Source organism: Duganella sp. Dugasp56 (assembly GCF_047304105.1).
GTDB classification, from domain to species: Bacteria; Pseudomonadota; Gammaproteobacteria; order Burkholderiales; family Burkholderiaceae_D; genus Rugamonas; species Rugamonas hordei.
In genome coordinates, this window is sequence record NZ_JBGLYQ010000019.1 from 36,587 (window position 1) to 51,956 (window position 15,370).

The following is a 15,370-nucleotide window of genomic DNA, read 5'->3' on the forward strand; positions in this document are numbered from 1 at the left end:
CGCCCGGCGCCGGCGTCAGTCGCCGAACTTCTCCGACACTTTGCGGCCGCGCGACGCAAAGCCCAGTACCACCAAGCCCAGCATCAGCAAAATGAAGGTTTGCGGTTCCGGCACCTGGGTCATCGGCTCGACCGGCTGCTGGCGCTTGGGATCGTCGGGCGGCAGGGCGGCCGGATCGCTGTCTTCAGGCGATGTGGCGGCGGCGTTGTTGTTGATGTCGCACGGGGCGGCGCCGTTGGCGTCGCAGTGAGCGAGTACAATTGTTGCGGTTGCAACTTTGTCTTTTGCCGGCGTTTCCGCCTGGGCCAGTGCGGCGGCGGACAGGCCTGCGGCCAGCAAAATGGCGGTAATTAAGGTCGAAATTTTCAAAATGACTCCTGGCAATGCTGCATGGGCAGGATGTTAATACTGCGTGTGGCACGGATTGGGTGTACCGTGCTCTACTGTTTTGATATTAGAACATGTTTCATGACACATTGCCATCTCTATTTCTCTTAAAACAATTTATTTTTGCATCGCAACAACAGTCGCCGCCGATGAATTCTACATTTAAACCAAGCTTGGCCGTCGCCACGCTGGCTGTCCTGGCCGGTTGTGCCAGCGGGGCCAGGGCGCCGGCGGCAGCGCCCCCGTCCGCCGCTCCCGTCGTGGCGGCCGCGTCCGTCAATCCGCAGGTGCTGCTGCTGGGCGAGGTGCACGACAATGCGCAGGGCCACAAGCTGCGCTACGAGCTGCTGCGCCAGCGGATCGAAGCGGGCTGGCGCCCGGCCATCGTCATGGAGCAGTTCGACCGGGAAAACCAGGACGTGCTGAGCAAGGCGCAAAAAGGCTGCCTGGACGCGCAATGCGTGATCCGCGTGGTCGGCGGCCCGCGCTGGGACTGGCAGCTGTACTATCCGGTGATCCAGCTGGCGCTGACCTACCAGCTGCCGCTGATCGCCGCCAACCTGTCGCGCAGCGACGCCTCGCGCGTGGTGCGCGACGGCATCACCGCCACCTTCGATCCGCAAAGCATCAAGGACTACCGGCTGGACCAGCCGCTGCCGGCCGACGTGCGCGGCGGCCAGTACAAGGAAATCATGGCCGGTCATTGCAATATGCTGCCGGAGATGATGATCGGCGGCATGGTCAACGCCCAGGTGGCGCGCGACATCTGGATGGCCAAGATCGTGCGCGACCAGCAGCCGCGCGACGTCGTGCTAATCGCCGGCAACGGCCACGTGCGCAAGGACATCGGCGTGGCGCACTGGATCAACGAGTTGGCGCCGGCGCTGACGGTGCGCAGCGAAGGATTTGTCGAAGGCACCGACGGCACCGGGCGCTACGACGCCGTGCACAGTGTGCCGCCGCAGCCGCGCGCCGACCCGTGCGCGCAAGTGAAACCCAAATGAAATCCCAATCGTAACGGAGACAGCATGGAAAAAGTCTACATCCCCGCCGCGCCGGAGCGCGCCGCCGTCGACGCCATGAGCGGCGCCACGCTGCTGGAGTTCGGCGCCAACTGGTGCGGCCACTGCATGGCCGCGCAGGCGCCGCTGGAGCAGGCCTTTGCCGGCCACGAGCAGGTCAGGCACTACAAGGTGGAGGACGGCCCCGGCCGCGCGCTGGGCCGCTCCTACCGGGTCAAGCTGTGGCCGACGATGATCTTCCTGCGCGACGGCCAGGAAGTGGCGCGCCTGGTGCGGCCGCTGAAGGCCGACGCCATCGGCGCCGCCCTGGCCCAGATCGATCCCAAGGGCTGACCATATCTGCTTGGCAACCTGCGGAGGGGGTGTGTATGATGGCCCGCACCATCCATCGCAGGAGCGTCAAGCATGAGTCAGTCCCACCCCGGATCGCCCAAGACCAATTCCCCCGCCACCGTGCTGTTTGCCAGCCTGATCGGCACCACGATTGAATTCTTCGATTTCTACATCTACGCCACCGCCGCCGTGCTGGTGTTCCCCAAGCTGTTCTTCCCGGCCAGCGATCCGGCCGCCGCGACGCTGCAATCGCTGGCCACGTTCGCCATCGCCTTCTTCGCCCGTCCGGTAGGCTCGGCCGTGTTCGGCCACTTCGGCGACCGCATCGGCCGCAAGGCCACGCTGGTCGCGGCGCTGCTGACCATGGGCCTGTCGACGGTGGTGATCGGCGCCTTGCCGACCTATGCGACCATCGGCACGCTGGCGCCGGCGCTGCTGGCGCTGTGCCGCTTCGGCCAGGGCCTGGGGCTGGGCGGCGAGTGGGGCGGCGCCGTGCTGCTGGCCACCGAGAACGCGCCGCCGGGCAAGCGCGCGTGGTACGGCATGTTCCCGCAGCTGGGCGCGCCGATCGGCTTCTTTCTGTCGGGCGGCATCTTCCTGCTGCTGAGCCAGACCTTGAGCGACGCCGAATTCTTCAGCTACGGCTGGCGCATTCCCTTCCTGGCCAGCTCGCTGCTGGTGATCGTCGGCCTGTACATCCGCCTGAAGATCCATGAAACGCCGGACTTCCAGAAGGTGCTGGACAAGAACGAGCGGGTCAAGGTGCCGGTGGTGACGGTGTGGCGCGACCACCGCCGCGTGCTGGTGCTGGGCACCTTGATCGCCATGGCCACCTTCGTGCTGTTCTACCTGATGACGGTGTTCGCGCTGAGCTGGGGCACCACCGCGCTCAAGTTCAGCCGCAAGGACTTCCTGATCCAGCAGCTGTTCGCCGTGGTGTTCTTCGGCCTGACGATACCGGTGGCCGCGCTGTGGGCCGACCGCTACGGCCGCCGCACGACGCTGATCTGGGTCTCGGCCGCGATCGCCGTGTTCGGCCTGGCGATGGCGCCGATGTTCGGCTCCGGCAGCAGCGTGCAGGTCACCATCTTCCTGTCGCTGGGCCTGGGCCTGATGGGTATGACCTACGGCCCGCTGGGCACCATCCTGTCCGAGCTGTTCCCGGCCGAGGTGCGCTACACCGGCGCCTCGCTGACGTTCAACCTGGCCGGCATCCTGGGCGCCTCGCTGGCGCCGTACGTCGCCACCTGGCTGGCGACCAATTACGGCCTGCAATACGTCGGTTACTATCTGTCGGGCGCGGCGGTGATCAGCCTGGTGGCGCTGCTGCTGGCGCCGGGTGGCGACAGCAAGAAGTTGCAATAAAAGTCATCATACAACAATGGCCGCGCCGCCCGCCATGCGCCGGCGGCGCGGCTGGCAAGGTTCTACGCATTCCCTGAAGCGGCCGCATCTTTCCGCTTGCTTAAGCTGTTTTATAGTTGTACGATGACATACGACTAGAGTGATCTCGTGGAGACCGAGAGATCATCACCAAAAACCAGAAAATAAGTGATGCCATGAACCTGAGCGAGCCTGTGAACGCGCAAGCGGCTGGACAAACCGTCGGTAAATACCGCTGGACCATCTGCGCCCTGTTGTTTTTTGCCACCACCGTCAACTATCTGGACCGGCAGGTACTGAGCCTGCTGGCGCCGGACCTGTCCAAGGAATTCGGCTGGAGCAACACCGACTACGCCAACATCGCCGCCGCCTTCCAGTTCGTCTACGCGATCTCGATGCTGTTTGCCGGCCGCGTGGTCGACAAGATCGGCACCAAGGCCGCCTATGTGCTGGCGATCTGCATCTGGTCGCTGGGCGCCCTGATGCACGCGTTCTCGGTGCCGATGGGCGAGGGCGTGCGCGTGCTGCTGGGCGCGGCCGGCGTCGTGGTGGTGCCGTCCATCGTCGGCTTCATGATCTCGCGCGCCGTGCTGGCCATCGGCGAGGCCGGCAACTTCCCTGCCGCGATCAAGGCCACCGCCGAATACTTCCCGAAAAAAGAACGCTCCTTCGCCACCGGCATCTTCAACTCCGGCGCCAACGTCGGCGCGATCCTGGCGCCGATCTGCGTGCCGCTGATCGCCAGCGTGTGGGGCTGGCAGACCGCCTTCGTCATGATCGGCATGCTGGGCTTCATCTGGATGAGCGTGTGGATCACGCTGTACGAAAAACCGGAGCAGCAAAAGCGCCTGTCGGCCAGGGAGCTGGCCTACATCCGCAGCGACCAGGCGGCGCCGGTCGAGAAGACCGAGGAAGAATCGGCGGCCGCAGCCAGGAAGGTGTCGTGGCTGCAGCTGCTCACATACCGCCAGACCTGGGCCTTCGCCTTCGGCAAGTTCATGACCGACGGCGTCTGGTGGTTCTTCCTGTTCTGGCTGCCGACCTACCTGTCGGCGCAATACGGCATGAAGGGCAACGCCATCGTCGTGCCGCTGGCCGTGTTGTACAGCATGACGATGGTCGGCTCCATCGGCGGCGGCTGGTTCCCCACCTACTTCATGTCGCGCGGCTACGCGCCCTACGACGGCCGCATGAAAGCCATGCTGGTGATCGCCTTCTTCCCGCTGGTGGTGCTGCTGGCGCAACCGCTGGGCGCGATCAGCTTCTGGGTGCCGGTGCTGCTGATCGGCGTCGGCGCCTCGGCGCACCAGGCCTGGTCGGCCAACATCTTCACCACCGTGTCGGACATGTTCCCGCAAAAATCGGTGGCGTCGGTGATCGGCATCGGCGGCATGGCCGGCGGCATCGGCGGCGTGCTGCTGACCAAGCTGGGCGGCTGGGTGTTCGACTACTACAAGACGGTCAACGACATCCATACCGGCTACATGATCATGTTCGCCATCTGCGCGCTGGCCTACCTGGTGGCGTGGTGCGTGATGAAGGTGCTGGTCCCGCGGCACAAGGAAATCACCGACCTGTGACCGTCATGATGCGCGTGGCGCTGTGGCTGGTGCCGTTACTGGCCTTGGCCGGACCGGCACCGGCGGCCGCCGGCATCCGCGTCGAGCCGTTCGGAACCAGCCGCGCCGGCCAGCCGGTCGACAAGGTGGTGCTGGAGAACGATCGCGGCATGCGGCTGGCCTATATCGACTACGGCGCCACGCTGGTCGCCGCCGAAGTGGCCGACCGCCGGGGCCGGCGCCGCAACATCATCCTCAGCCTGCCGGACCTGGCTTCCTACGAACGCACGCAGCGCCGCTTCGCCGCCGTCATCGGCCGCTATGCCGGCCGCATCGCCAACGCCCGCTACACGCTGGACGGCAAGACCGTGCAGCTGATCCCCAACGCCAAGGGCATCGCCATCCACGGCGACCCGGACGGCTACGACAAGCGCGTCTGGCGGCGCCAGGATTTCGCCGACGCCGTATCGATAGGCTCGACCTACCGCCTGCACAGCCCCGACGGCGACCAGAACTTCCCCGGCGCGCTGGACGTCAGCGTCACCTACCGGCTGCTGCGCAAGCGCGACGAATTCCAGATCGAATACCGCGCCGCGACCGACGCGCCGACGGTGCTCAACCTGACCAACCACGCCTTCTACAACCTGGCCGGCGCCGGCACGGGCGGCATGGCCACGCACCGCTTCCAGATCGCCGCCGACCGCTACGCCGAGACCGACGGCAACCGCATCCCCACCGGCGCGCTGGCCAGCGTGGCCGGCACGCCGCTGGACTTCCGCCGCCCCAGCGGCATCAGCGAGCGTCTGCGCACGGCCGCCGAGGTGCCGCTGCTGGCGCCGCCGGGCGGCCTGCCGGGCATCGACCACAGCCTGCTGTTTTCCAAGCGGGCCGGCGCTTACCAGCGGGTGGCGCTGATCGAGGACGTGGCCAGCGGCCGGCGCATGGAAGTGCGCACCACCGAGCCGGCGCTGCAGCTGAACAGCGCCAGTGGCTTCGACGGCGGCGAGATCGGCAGCGAAGGCGTGGGCTACCGCCGCTATGACGGTTTTGCGTTTGAAACCCAGCACCTGCCGGACAGTCCCAACCACCCGCAATTCCCCACCACGGCGCTGTATCCGGGCCAGGTTTTTCACGCGCTGACCAGCTTTCGCTTTTCGGCTGGCCGCCGCCGCGACTGAGCGCTCATGCCGACATGATAAGATTGTTCCTTTGGCGGCGCTGTCGCCGAGCCTTACGATAGTCTGAACATGAAAAAAAATGTAGCGACCATACGCGATGTGGCGGCGGCGGCCGGAGTCTCGACCGCCACCGTGTCGAAGTACGTCAACGGCGCGCAGCGGTTTTCGCCGGCGGTGGAGGCCACCATCAAGGAAGTGATCGACAAGCTGGGCTACCGCTCCAATCCGCTGGCGGCGTCGATGATCACCGGCCGCACCAAGAGCATCGGCCTGTCGGTGCTGGACATCGCCAATCCCCACTTCACCAGCATCGTCAAGGGCGTCAACCGCGTCGCGCAGGCGCATGGCTACACCGTGCTGCTGGTCGACACCGAGGAAAACCCGGACCGCGAACGGCCATTGCTGGAGGCGCTGAGCCGGCGCGTGGACGGCATCATCATGTTCTCGCGCATGCTGGAGCCGGAGATGGACTGGGTGATGGGGCTGGGCAAGCCGCTGGTCTACTTCGGCAGCCTGACGCGGCTCGATATACCGTGGGTGATCAGCGACGACCATCGCGGCGGCTACATGCTGGCGCGGCACCTGGTATCGCTGGGCCACAAGCGCATCGCCTACCTGAGCTTCCCGCGTTCGCGGCGCGACAGCGAGCGCCTCGGCGGCATACGCGAATGCCTGGCCGCGCACAAACTGGAACTGACGCTGCATGAAGCCGGCGCGCCGACCGCGGCCGAAGGCGAGCGCATATGCTCGGCCATCATGCTCGGCGCCGAGCATCCGGATGCGCTGATCTGCTACAACGACCTGATCGCGCTGGGTTTCATGAAGGAGGCGCAGACGCTGGGCTTCAAGCTGCCGCAGGACATATCGGTGGCCGGCTTCGACAACATCCTGTACGGCCAGTACACCTCGCCGGCGCTGACCACGGTGGACCTGCAGAGCGAACGCATGGGCGAGGAGGCGATGGAGAAACTGCTCGCCTCCATCGACGGCAAGCCCGCCACCGACACCGTCACCATCGACCCGCAGCTGATCCTGCGGGCCTCGACCATCAGGCGTTAGATTTTTTTAAAACAGCGCGCCGACGTCCGGACGGTTGGCCAGCGCTTTTTCGACGATGGCGGTGACGCGCGCGCGCTCGGCGCCCTGCAGCGGCTGGCGCGGGCGGCGCACGTTCTCGTTGCCGACGCCGGCCAGCGTCTCGACCAGCTTCAGGTTCTGCACCAGCTTGTTCGACACGTCCAGGTGCATCAGCGGCATGAACCACTGGTACAGCTTGAGCGCCTCATCCCAGCGCTTGGCCTTCATCAGCTTGTACAGCGCCACCGTCTCCTTCGGGAAGGCCACCACCAGGCCGGCCAGCAGGCCGTCCGCGCCCACCGCCAAACCCTCGAACGACAGGTCGTCCACGCCCATGAACAGCTGGTAGCGGTGGCCGACGGCGTTGCGCAGGTCGGTGATGCGGCGCACGTTGTCGGTCGATTCCTTGATGGCGACGATCCATTCGCAATCGGCCAGTTCCTTGAAGTCGTCCGGCGTCAGGTCGACCTTGTACGACACCGGATTGTTGTAGACCATGATCGGCAGCTGCGCCGCCTTGGCGATGGTGCGCAGGTTGTCCATCGCCTCGCGCGAATCGGCCGCGTACAGCACCGACGGCATCACCATCAAACCCTGCACGCCCATCTCGTGCGCCTTCTCGACGAAGCGGCAGGCGGTGGCGGTGCGCGTTTCGCTGACGTTGAGCAGCACCGGCACGCGGCCGGCGGCGACGTCCAGCGCGGTCTTGGCCACGGCCAGCTTCTCGTCGAAGGACAAGGTGCTGGCTTCACCCAGCGAGCCGCAGGTCAGCAGCGCGTGCACGCCGCTGTCGATCTGGAAGGCGAAGTGCTTTTCCATCTCGGCGTGGTCCAGATCCTCGTTCTCCTTGAACTTGGTCGTTACTGCGGGGAAGACCCCTTCCCATTTTGCTGCTGCCATTACGGTTCTCCTTGGTGTGGTTCGTTAATCGATGAGGGTGGATATGCGGGCCGGCGAGATCGGCATGCGCACCGCGTCCGGACGCCAGCCGTACAGCACTTCGGTGGCGCCGCCGCAGATGCGGCCCTGGCAGGGGCCCATGCCGCAGCGGGTTTGCAGCTTGGCGCTGCGCCAGCTGCCGTGGGTGCGCAGTTCGCCGTGGCAGACGTCCTCGCAGCGGCAGACGATGGTGTCGTCGCCGGCCAGCTCGCGCAGCTCGGGACGCAGCGCGAACGCGCGCTCCAGGCGGGAGGCAAATTTGCGCCAGCGGGTGCGCTCGGCAAAGGCCGCGTGCGAGGCGGTCACATGGCCGCTGGCGGCCAGGCCGGCGATATGGCCTTCCGCCAGCGCCAGGTCGACGCCGCCGATGCCTGTGCCTTCGCCCGCGCAGTAGATGTCGGCAATGGATGTCTGCTGCCAGGTGTCGACCGTCACCGATGTTTGTCCGTTGTGCGAGCTTGTCGCGCAGCCCAGCGCCTGCGCCAGTTCGACATTCGGCAGCAGGCCGTAGCCGCAGGCCAGGTAGTCGCACTGCAGCGTTTCCAGCTCGCGCGCGTCGCCGCGTTGCAGCTGTATCGATTGCAGCGTGCCGTCGCCATGCGCGGAGCGCACGTAGCTGTCGCGCAGATACGGGATGCCGCGCAGCTGGCCCACCAGTTGCAGCGCTTGCGCCAGCTTGGCCGGTGTCGCCGGCAGGCCGGCGGCAAAGCGCGCCAGCGCCGGCAAGGCCGCCTGCTCGACGATGGCGACGATCTCGGCGCCGCGCGCGCGCAGCGTGGCGGCCACCGCCAGCAGCAGCGGACCGCTGCCGGCCACCACCACGCGCTTGCCGCGCAGCGGATAGCCGCCCTTGGCCAGCGCCTGCAGGCCGCCGGCGCCGGTCACGCCGGGCAACGTCCAGCCGGGGAAGGGCAGCAGGCGCTCGCGCGCGCCGGTGGCCAGTATCAGTTGCCTGTAGCTCAGCGTGGCCGATGACGACGGCGTCTGCACCTGCAGCTGTCCGGCGCAGGGCGCGTACAACACGCGCGTCTGCGGCAGGAAGCTGACGTTGGACGCCGCCTGCAGATCGGCCCACATCCGCTGAGCACGCGGGTCGTCCTGCTGCGACGGCCCGCCGCGCCATATCTGGCCGCCGGCCAAAGGGTTGTCGTCGACGATGCCGACCTGCGCGCCGTGCGCGCCGGCCGCATGTGCGGCGGCCAGTCCGGCCGGGCCGGCGCCGACGACCAGGATGTCGTGGTGATTCATGTCGGATCCTCTTCCGCGCCGGCGCCGGTGACGACGTGCATGCCGTCCGCGCACAAGGTCTGGCAGGACAGCTGGTGCATGCGGCCGTCGATGGTCACCCGGCATTCGTGGCAGACGCCCATGCCGCACAAGGGCGCGCGCGCGGCGCCGCTGACCGAGCGGCGGGTGACGGCGCTGCCGGCCATCGCGATCGCGGCGGCCACGCTGACGCCCCGCGCCACGCCGATGTCGCGGCCGTTGATGTTGAGGACGATGATGTTCACGGTATCAGGCATGGAAGCGCGCCGGCAGGTAAGGGGCCGCCGGGATCTGCGTGCCGGTGCCGGTCATCTGGCTTGCCAGCAGCTGCGCCGTCGCCAGCGAGGTGGTGATGCCCAATCCTTCATGGCCGGTGGCCAGCCACAGGCCGCGCCGCGCGGCGTGGGGGCCGATCAGCGGCAGGCCGTCCGGCGTGGCGGCGCGCAGGCCGGTCCAGCAGCGCAGCACGTTCAGCTGTGCCAGCGCGGGGGTGAATGTCGTAGCGTGTCGCAGCATGCGTTGCAGCATGGCCGGCTCCACCGCCAGGTCGATTGTGTCGAACTGGCGGGAGGAGCCGATCAATACTTGTCCGGTAGGACGGGGCTGCAAATTGAACGCGACCGTGTCGCCGCTGGGCGCGTGGGCGCTCTTGATGTATCCCAGTTCCACCAGCTGATGGTGGACGAAGCCGGGATAGCGGTCGGTGATCGCGATATGTCCTTTTTTCGGCTGCAGCGGCAGCTCGGGCAGCAAGGCGGCGGAGCGTGAACCGGCGGCCAGCACCACGTACTGCGCCTGGTGGCGCGCGCCGTCCGCCAGCACGATGCCGTTGTGCTCGACCGCCGCGACGCTGCCGCGCAGCGTGGCGGCGCCGCGGCGTATCGCCCGGTCCAGCAGGATGCGCGCGCTCTTGGGCGGATAGACCAGGCCATCGCCGGCCACCAGCAGGCCGCCCGCCAGGCCGGGGCGCAGTTGCGGCTCGCGCGCATATAGCGCCGCCGGCGCCAGCAGCTCGCAAGCCAGGCCGTGGGCCGACAAGGTCTGTGCCTTGTCGCGCGCGGCCTGCATTTCCTCCTCGTCGGCGGCGACCCAGATGGTGCCGCAGCGGCTGTACTCGTGGCGCTGCGGGCGGTCGCCCACCAGGTCGTTCCACAGCGAGACCGAATACGCCGACAGCGCCAGTTCCGCCGCATTGTCGTCCATGACCACCAGATGGCCCATGCCGGCGGCGGTGGCGCCGCCGCCCGGCATGTCCTGTTCGACCACCATCACCCGCAGCCCGCGTTCGCTGAGCGCGTCGGCACAGGCGGCGCCGACGATGCCGGCGCCGATGACGATGACGTCGGTTTTATTCACCGTATGCCCCACACGAAGGGATCGGTCGGGTCGAGGATCAGCTGCGCCTGCGCGTTGACCCAGGCACGGCCCCGTATGCTGGGGATCAGCTGCTCGCCGCGATAACGGTAGGACGCTTCGAACACGCTGCCGATCACGCTTTCCTGCTTCCACAGCGCGCCCTCGGCCAGCTTGCCGTCCGCCGCCAGGCAGGCCAGCTTGGCGCTGGTGCCGGTGCCGCAGGGCGAGCGGTCGTAGGCCTTGCCGGGGCAGAGCACGAAGCTCTGGCTGTCGGCGCCGCTGCGCGACGGCGCGAACAGTTCGATATGGTCGATCAACGCGCCGTCCTCACCGGTGATGCCGGCGCGCTCCAGCGCCGCGCCGACGGCCACGCTGTAGGCGGTCAGCGCTTCGACGTTGTGCACGCCCAGTTCCAGCCCGTGGCTGGAGACCAGGAAGAACCAGTTGCCGCCCCAGGCCACGTCGCCGGTGACGGGACCGTGGCCCGGCACGTCGACCGTGACCTGCGCCCGGCTGCGGTACGAGGCCACGTTGTCGACCGTGACGCTGCCGTCGGCGTGCAGTTCGGCTTCGACCACGCCGACCGGCGTATCGATGCGATGGCGGCCGGCGCCGATGCGGCCCATGAAGGCCAGCGAGGCCACCAGGCCGATGGTGCCGTGGCCGCACATGCCGAGATAGCCGACATTGTTGAAGAAGATGACGCCTGCCGCACAATCGGGCGCGTGCGGCTCGCACAGCAGCGCCCCGACCAGCACGTCCGAGCCGCGCGGCTCGCACACCACCGCCGAACGGAAGTTGTCGTGCCCGGCGCGCAGCAGCGCAAGCCGCTCGGACAGCGGACCGGCGCCCAGTTCCGGGCCGCCGGCGACGACCAGGCGGGTCGGCTCGCCGCCGGTGTGGGAATCGATGATGGAGATGGTTTTCATGCATAAATCTTATGCTCATGGCGCCGCCGCGTCTTGCACCGTCTGCGCACGATGGATGACGATTTCTGCACAATCGGCAAAAAACTGGAGACGCCGCCCGGCACCGCTGGCACAATCGCATCCATGCACACCAACCCACATCAGGACGACAGCGCGCGCCGCGCGCTGGGCGCCGGCATCGCCGATCCCTTCTTCGCCGAAGCGCTGTTCGACGCGCTGCCGGACGTGGTGTTCTTCGTCAAGGACGTGCAGGGGCGCTATGTGGTGGTCAACCAGACACTGGTGCAGCGCTGCGGGCAGCGGCACAAGGCCGCGCTGCTCGGCCGCACTTCGGCGGAGGTGTTCGCCCGTCCGTTCGGCCAGACCTACCTGGCGCAGGACATGGCGGTGCTGGCCGGCGGCGCCAGCATCGAGGACCAGCTGGAACTGCACCTGTACCCGAACCGCGATCCCGGCTGGTGCCTGACGCGCAAGACTGCGCTGCGCGACGCCGCCGGCCGCATCGTCGGCCTGACCGGCGTGTCGCGCGACCTGGCGATGGCGGACAAGAAGAATCCGGCCTACCGCAAGGTGGCGGCGGCGGTGGCGCTGATCCATGAGGAGTACGGCCGGCAGCTGCCGCTGGCGGAGCTGGCGCGCACGGCCAATATGTCGGTGGCGCAGATCGAGCGCTACTTCCTGCGCATCTTCCACCTGACGCCGCGCCAGATGATCATCCAGACCCGTGTCGATGCCGCCTCGCGGCTGCTGAAGGGCGGCGCCAGCGTGGCGGAGATCGCCCAGGCTTGCGGCTACGGCGATCACTCCGCCTTCACGCGCCAGTTCAAGGCCACCACCGGCGTCACGCCGACCCAGTACCGCCAGCTGCAGACGTCCGCTTCGTCCGCTTAAATCATCATGCCGACGTCGGCCTGCTCGACGCGGTTGCGGCCCAGCTGCTTGGCGCGGTACAGCGCCGTATCGGCGGCTTTCAGGAACGAGGCGATGGCGTCTCCCTCGTCCGGCGTGATCACCGCCACTCCCACGCTCACCGTCAGCACGTCGAACGGCGACGTTTCGTGCGGCAGCGCCAGGTCCTCGACCGATCGGCACACCATGCTTGCCATCTCCAGCGACTGGTCCTCCGCGTTCGATTGCGAGATGATGGCGAATTCCTCGCCGCCGTAGCGGGCGACGAAATCGCCGCTGCGGCGGATGTGCGCGGTCAGCGCTTCAGCCACCCTGCACAGCGCCTCGTCGCCGGCCTGGTGGCCGTAATTGTCGTTGTATTGCTTGAACAGGTCGACGTCCAGCATGGCCAGCGTCAGCGCCTGCTTGCCGCGCCGCGCGCGGCTCCATTCGGCGGCCAGTATCTCGTCGAAGCGGCGGCGGTTGGCGATGCCGGTCAGGCTGTCGGTGATGCTCATCGTCGCCAGCGCGCGGTTGGACACCTCCAGTTCGCGGGTGCGCTCGCGCACGCGGTTCTCCAGCTCGCGCTCGCGCGTCTGCAGCTCGTTCAGCAGCACCGCGAAGCCGATGCCGACCATGCACAGCGTCAGGATGAATTCCTGCGCGCGCACTGTTTCGAGGTGTATCGGCACGTCGCCGAAGGGTTTCAACCCGGTGGTCATCATCATCGCCGTGGACAGCGAGACCAGCGCCACGAACAGCGTCGTCAGGCGCGGGCCGAAGCGGAACGCGATCACCGCCGCCGCCGGCATGAGCAAGGTCGGCGTCACGGAGACGCCGTCGATTTCGCCGCCGTGCGCCGACAGCACGGCCGTCGCCAGTATCAGCGTCAGGGCCAGCGCGAGGTCGTCGAGGCGCGTCAGCTTGAGCGGCTGTTGGGACGGATGGGTGAAGGCCAGCAGCAGCGGCGTATAGATCAACAGGCCCAGGCCATCGCCGAACCACCACAGGCGCGCCAGCGTGAAGTAGGAGGTGGTGACGCCGCCGGCCTTCTGCAGCACGAAGGCGGCCATCAGTCCGGCCAGCAGCGCGCCGGCGACAGGGCCGGACAGGATGAACTTGATCAGGTCCTGCAGCCGCTGCAGCCGGAACGAGGCGCCGCTGCGGCGCATCAGCTGGTAGGTGAAGACGACTTCCAGCAGATTGACGACGCTGAGCAGTATCGCCTCGTACCATGGAAAGACGGGCAGGTTGGCGAGGACGTCGGAACTGAAGGTGAGGGCGGCCAGCAGCGGCGCGCGCTGGCCGCGGAAGCGCAGCAGCGCGGCCAGCAGCACGGCGTTGGGCAGCCACACCACCACCACGTTTTCCGGCGTGACGGCACAGAAAAAAGTCAGCTTGACGCTGGCGAAATGGAACAGTGGCAGCAGCATGCAGAACAGCCAGTTCGGCCGTTCCCAGAATTGGTCTCGTTGTATCATCGGCGCCTTGCGGATAGTCGGCCGTATTTGCGCCGGTCGCTGCCAGATTGCCCTGCAATGCGGGCGCTGTCAACTACAGCAGTTTACTGTGCGGGACGCGGTGAGCCTTGCGGCCACCAATCAGTACCACGTCCTGTGTTCCATCTTGCGCCAGTTCGATACTCTCTCCGGTTTCCGGGGCCACCAGGCTGGCGGCCCCGGTCGGGACCAGGAGGGTGGCGCCGATGTCGGGCGTCACCAGCATCCAATCCTTGCCATCGAATTGCAAGTCGTAGCGGTTCGCGTAGCGGCCCTCGAATACATCCAGGCGATAGATGCCGGCATTCAAACCGGGCTTCAGCAGATCGTGTGCCTGAACGGTATTCAGGAACGCCGTGCCGGCTTTCCAGGACTGCTGCAAGGCGATGGCAAACCGGGCCAAATCGCTGGGAGTGGTCCACAATCCTGCAGCCGCCAGTTCCGGATAGACAAGGGCGCCACCCTCGACCCCGCTGCCATCAGCGTAGTGGCCGCGTGCGCGATTGCGCTCTCCGGCCGGCAGCGGCTGGGCAAAGCTGCTGCGGCGCATCGACAGCGGCTCTAGCACCTGCTGTTGCATCAACTCGGCAAAAGGCGTGTTCAGGCATTGCTCCATGGCGACTTGGGCAATGGTGTAGCCGCCACCGGAATAGGCGTGCGCGCTGCCCGGAACGGTCTGGATGGCGACGGCCGGCGTGACCGACGGGGACTCGCCCTTGATCACTTGCACGGCCGTGGGGATCGCCTGTGACGGAGGGGAGCCGGGAAAGCCGGAGACCGTCGCGCCGGCGTTGTGACTGAGCAGGTTGCGCAAGGTCACCGGATGCTCTGTGCTCTGCTTTCCTGCCGGCAGAGCCAACGGTTTCAGACACCCGTCAACCGGCGCATCGAGCTCAAGCTTGCCGCCGCGCGCCAGCCGGTGCGCCAGCGCTCCGGCGACGCCTTTGCTGATCGATGCCGCCTGATAAACCGTATCGGTGTCGATCCGTGGCGCGGCGGGCTGCTGGTACACGCCGGCCCAGGCTATCTCGCCATGGCGAATAACGGCCACGCTGACGCTGGCAACCCGATAGCGCTGCATGCGCTGTTGAATATTAAAAGTCGCTGCCGGCTCGCCGGCAATCGCCACGCGCTGTTGCAGGCCATCGCCTATGCGCGCGCCGATATCGAATTCAGCCGCGGCAAGCGACGCGCTGCCTGCCGCGGCAGCCAACAGGAGGACACGCAGCATGGCAGGCCGGGCGGATAGAGTGGGTTTCATGTCTTGCATCGTATCGCATGGAGCCGGCCTTGCCATGCCCTTGCGACGAGATGCTGAAAAAGCAGTCTGAACTGCATATTTCACCAGACTACAAACACAAAAGGCCTAGCTCGATGTGAGCTAAGCCTTGAATTGTGTGGGGTATTCTTTGGTGGTGATAGGTGGACTTGAACCACCGACCCCAGCATTATGAATGCTGTGCTCTAACCAACTGAGCTATATCACCTGCAACGCCCAGCATTATCGGGGTTGGAGCCATGGCTGTCAAGGATGGTTCCCCAAAATTTTCCAAA

The 15,370-nt window shown here is 66.8% G+C and carries 15 protein-coding genes and 1 tRNA gene; 7 read left to right on the top strand and 9 right to left on the bottom strand.

Translation table 11 applies throughout. The annotated features are described in order from the left end of the window. Positions 1-15: 15 nt before the first annotated feature. On the bottom strand, positions 16-369 hold the full coding sequence (locus ACCD07_RS14870; protein ID WP_353400844.1) for a PEP-CTERM sorting domain-containing protein: 354 nt from the start codon (positions 367-369) through the stop codon (positions 16-18). A gap of 167 nt (positions 370-536) precedes the next feature. Here ACCD07_RS14870 and ACCD07_RS14875 point away from each other — a divergent pair, with 167 nt between their 5' ends. The 6 genes from ACCD07_RS14875 to ACCD07_RS14900 all read left to right on the top strand — a co-directional run bounded on the left by ACCD07_RS14875 (position 537) and on the right by ACCD07_RS14900 (position 6,921). Continuing rightward, positions 537-1,391 carry a ChaN family lipoprotein gene (locus ACCD07_RS14875; protein WP_413447781.1) on the top strand — a complete coding sequence of 285 codons (855 nt, stop codon included), beginning with the start codon at positions 537-539 and terminating at the stop codon, positions 1,389-1,391. A gap of 24 nt (positions 1,392-1,415) precedes the next feature. Further along, positions 1,416-1,742 carry a thioredoxin family protein gene (locus tag ACCD07_RS14880; protein WP_176652537.1) on the top strand — a complete coding sequence of 109 codons (327 nt, stop codon included), beginning with the start codon at positions 1,416-1,418 and terminating at the stop codon, positions 1,740-1,742. A 72-nt stretch (positions 1,743-1,814) separates the two neighbouring features. Continuing rightward, the gene (locus ACCD07_RS14885; RefSeq protein ID WP_413447782.1) at positions 1,815-3,107 is read left to right on the top strand and encodes an MFS transporter; all 1,293 of its coding nucleotides are present in this window, start codon (positions 1,815-1,817) and stop codon (positions 3,105-3,107) included. Between the two features lie 194 nt (positions 3,108-3,301). Next, complete coding sequence (locus tag ACCD07_RS14890) at positions 3,302-4,705, top strand: MFS transporter (protein WP_176652539.1); 1,404 nt, start codon at positions 3,302-3,304, stop codon at positions 4,703-4,705. 5 nt (positions 4,706-4,710) lie between these two features. Continuing rightward, positions 4,711-5,862 carry an aldose epimerase family protein gene (locus tag ACCD07_RS14895; RefSeq protein WP_413447848.1) on the top strand — a complete coding sequence of 384 codons (1,152 nt, stop codon included), beginning with the start codon at positions 4,711-4,713 and terminating at the stop codon, positions 5,860-5,862. Positions 5,863-5,931: 69 nt separating this feature from the next. Beyond that, a complete protein-coding gene (locus ACCD07_RS14900; RefSeq protein ID WP_176652541.1) occupies positions 5,932-6,921 on the top strand; it encodes a LacI family DNA-binding transcriptional regulator in 990 nt (329 codons plus the stop codon). 6 nt (positions 6,922-6,927) lie between these two features. Here the strand turns inward: ACCD07_RS14900 and ACCD07_RS14905 are convergent, their stop codons facing one another. Genes ACCD07_RS14905 through ACCD07_RS14925 form a run of 5 tightly spaced genes read right to left on the bottom strand, consistent with a single transcriptional unit; the run spans position 6,928 to position 11,429 of the window. Further along, positions 6,928-7,839: a dihydrodipicolinate synthase family protein gene (locus ACCD07_RS14905; RefSeq protein WP_176652542.1), complete on the bottom strand. Its 912-nt coding sequence runs from the start codon at positions 7,837-7,839 to the stop codon at positions 6,928-6,930. A gap of 24 nt (positions 7,840-7,863) precedes the next feature. Continuing rightward, complete coding sequence (locus tag ACCD07_RS14910) at positions 7,864-9,126, bottom strand: FAD-dependent oxidoreductase (RefSeq protein ID WP_413447783.1); 1,263 nt, start codon at positions 9,124-9,126, stop codon at positions 7,864-7,866. Next, positions 9,123-9,401 (bottom strand): 2Fe-2S iron-sulfur cluster-binding protein, encoded by a 279-nt coding sequence (locus ACCD07_RS14915; RefSeq protein WP_413447784.1) that lies wholly within the window; start codon positions 9,399-9,401, stop codon positions 9,123-9,125. The genes ACCD07_RS14910 and ACCD07_RS14915 overlap by 4 nt, the downstream gene beginning before the upstream one ends. Beyond that, positions 9,394-10,500, bottom strand: coding sequence for an NAD(P)/FAD-dependent oxidoreductase (locus tag ACCD07_RS14920; protein ID WP_413447785.1), 1,107 nt, complete (start codon positions 10,498-10,500; stop codon positions 9,394-9,396). The genes ACCD07_RS14915 and ACCD07_RS14920 overlap by 8 nt, the downstream gene beginning before the upstream one ends. Further along, on the bottom strand, positions 10,497-11,429 hold the full coding sequence (locus ACCD07_RS14925) for a 4-hydroxyproline epimerase (RefSeq protein ID WP_413447786.1): 933 nt from the start codon (positions 11,427-11,429) through the stop codon (positions 10,497-10,499). The genes ACCD07_RS14920 and ACCD07_RS14925 overlap by 4 nt, the downstream gene beginning before the upstream one ends. Before the next feature lie 123 nt (positions 11,430-11,552). Here ACCD07_RS14925 and ACCD07_RS14930 point away from each other — a divergent pair, with 123 nt between their 5' ends. After that, positions 11,553-12,320: an AraC family transcriptional regulator gene (locus tag ACCD07_RS14930; RefSeq protein ID WP_353400830.1), complete on the top strand. Its 768-nt coding sequence runs from the start codon at positions 11,553-11,555 to the stop codon at positions 12,318-12,320. Here ACCD07_RS14930 and ACCD07_RS14935 read toward each other — a convergent pair. From ACCD07_RS14935 to ACCD07_RS14945, 3 genes are all read right to left on the bottom strand, one after another. Continuing rightward, positions 12,317-13,798, bottom strand: coding sequence for a diguanylate cyclase domain-containing protein (locus ACCD07_RS14935; protein ID WP_413447787.1), 1,482 nt, complete (start codon positions 13,796-13,798; stop codon positions 12,317-12,319). The two genes, ACCD07_RS14930 and ACCD07_RS14935, sit on opposite strands and share 4 nt — an antisense overlap. A gap of 73 nt (positions 13,799-13,871) precedes the next feature. Continuing rightward, entirely contained in the window at positions 13,872-15,077 is a 1,206-nt protein-coding gene (locus ACCD07_RS14940) for a serine hydrolase domain-containing protein (RefSeq protein ID WP_413447788.1), read from the bottom strand. Positions 15,078-15,226: 149 nt separating this feature from the next. Continuing rightward, positions 15,227-15,303 (bottom strand) — tRNA-Met (locus ACCD07_RS14945). Between the last annotated feature and the right edge of the window lie 67 nt (positions 15,304-15,370).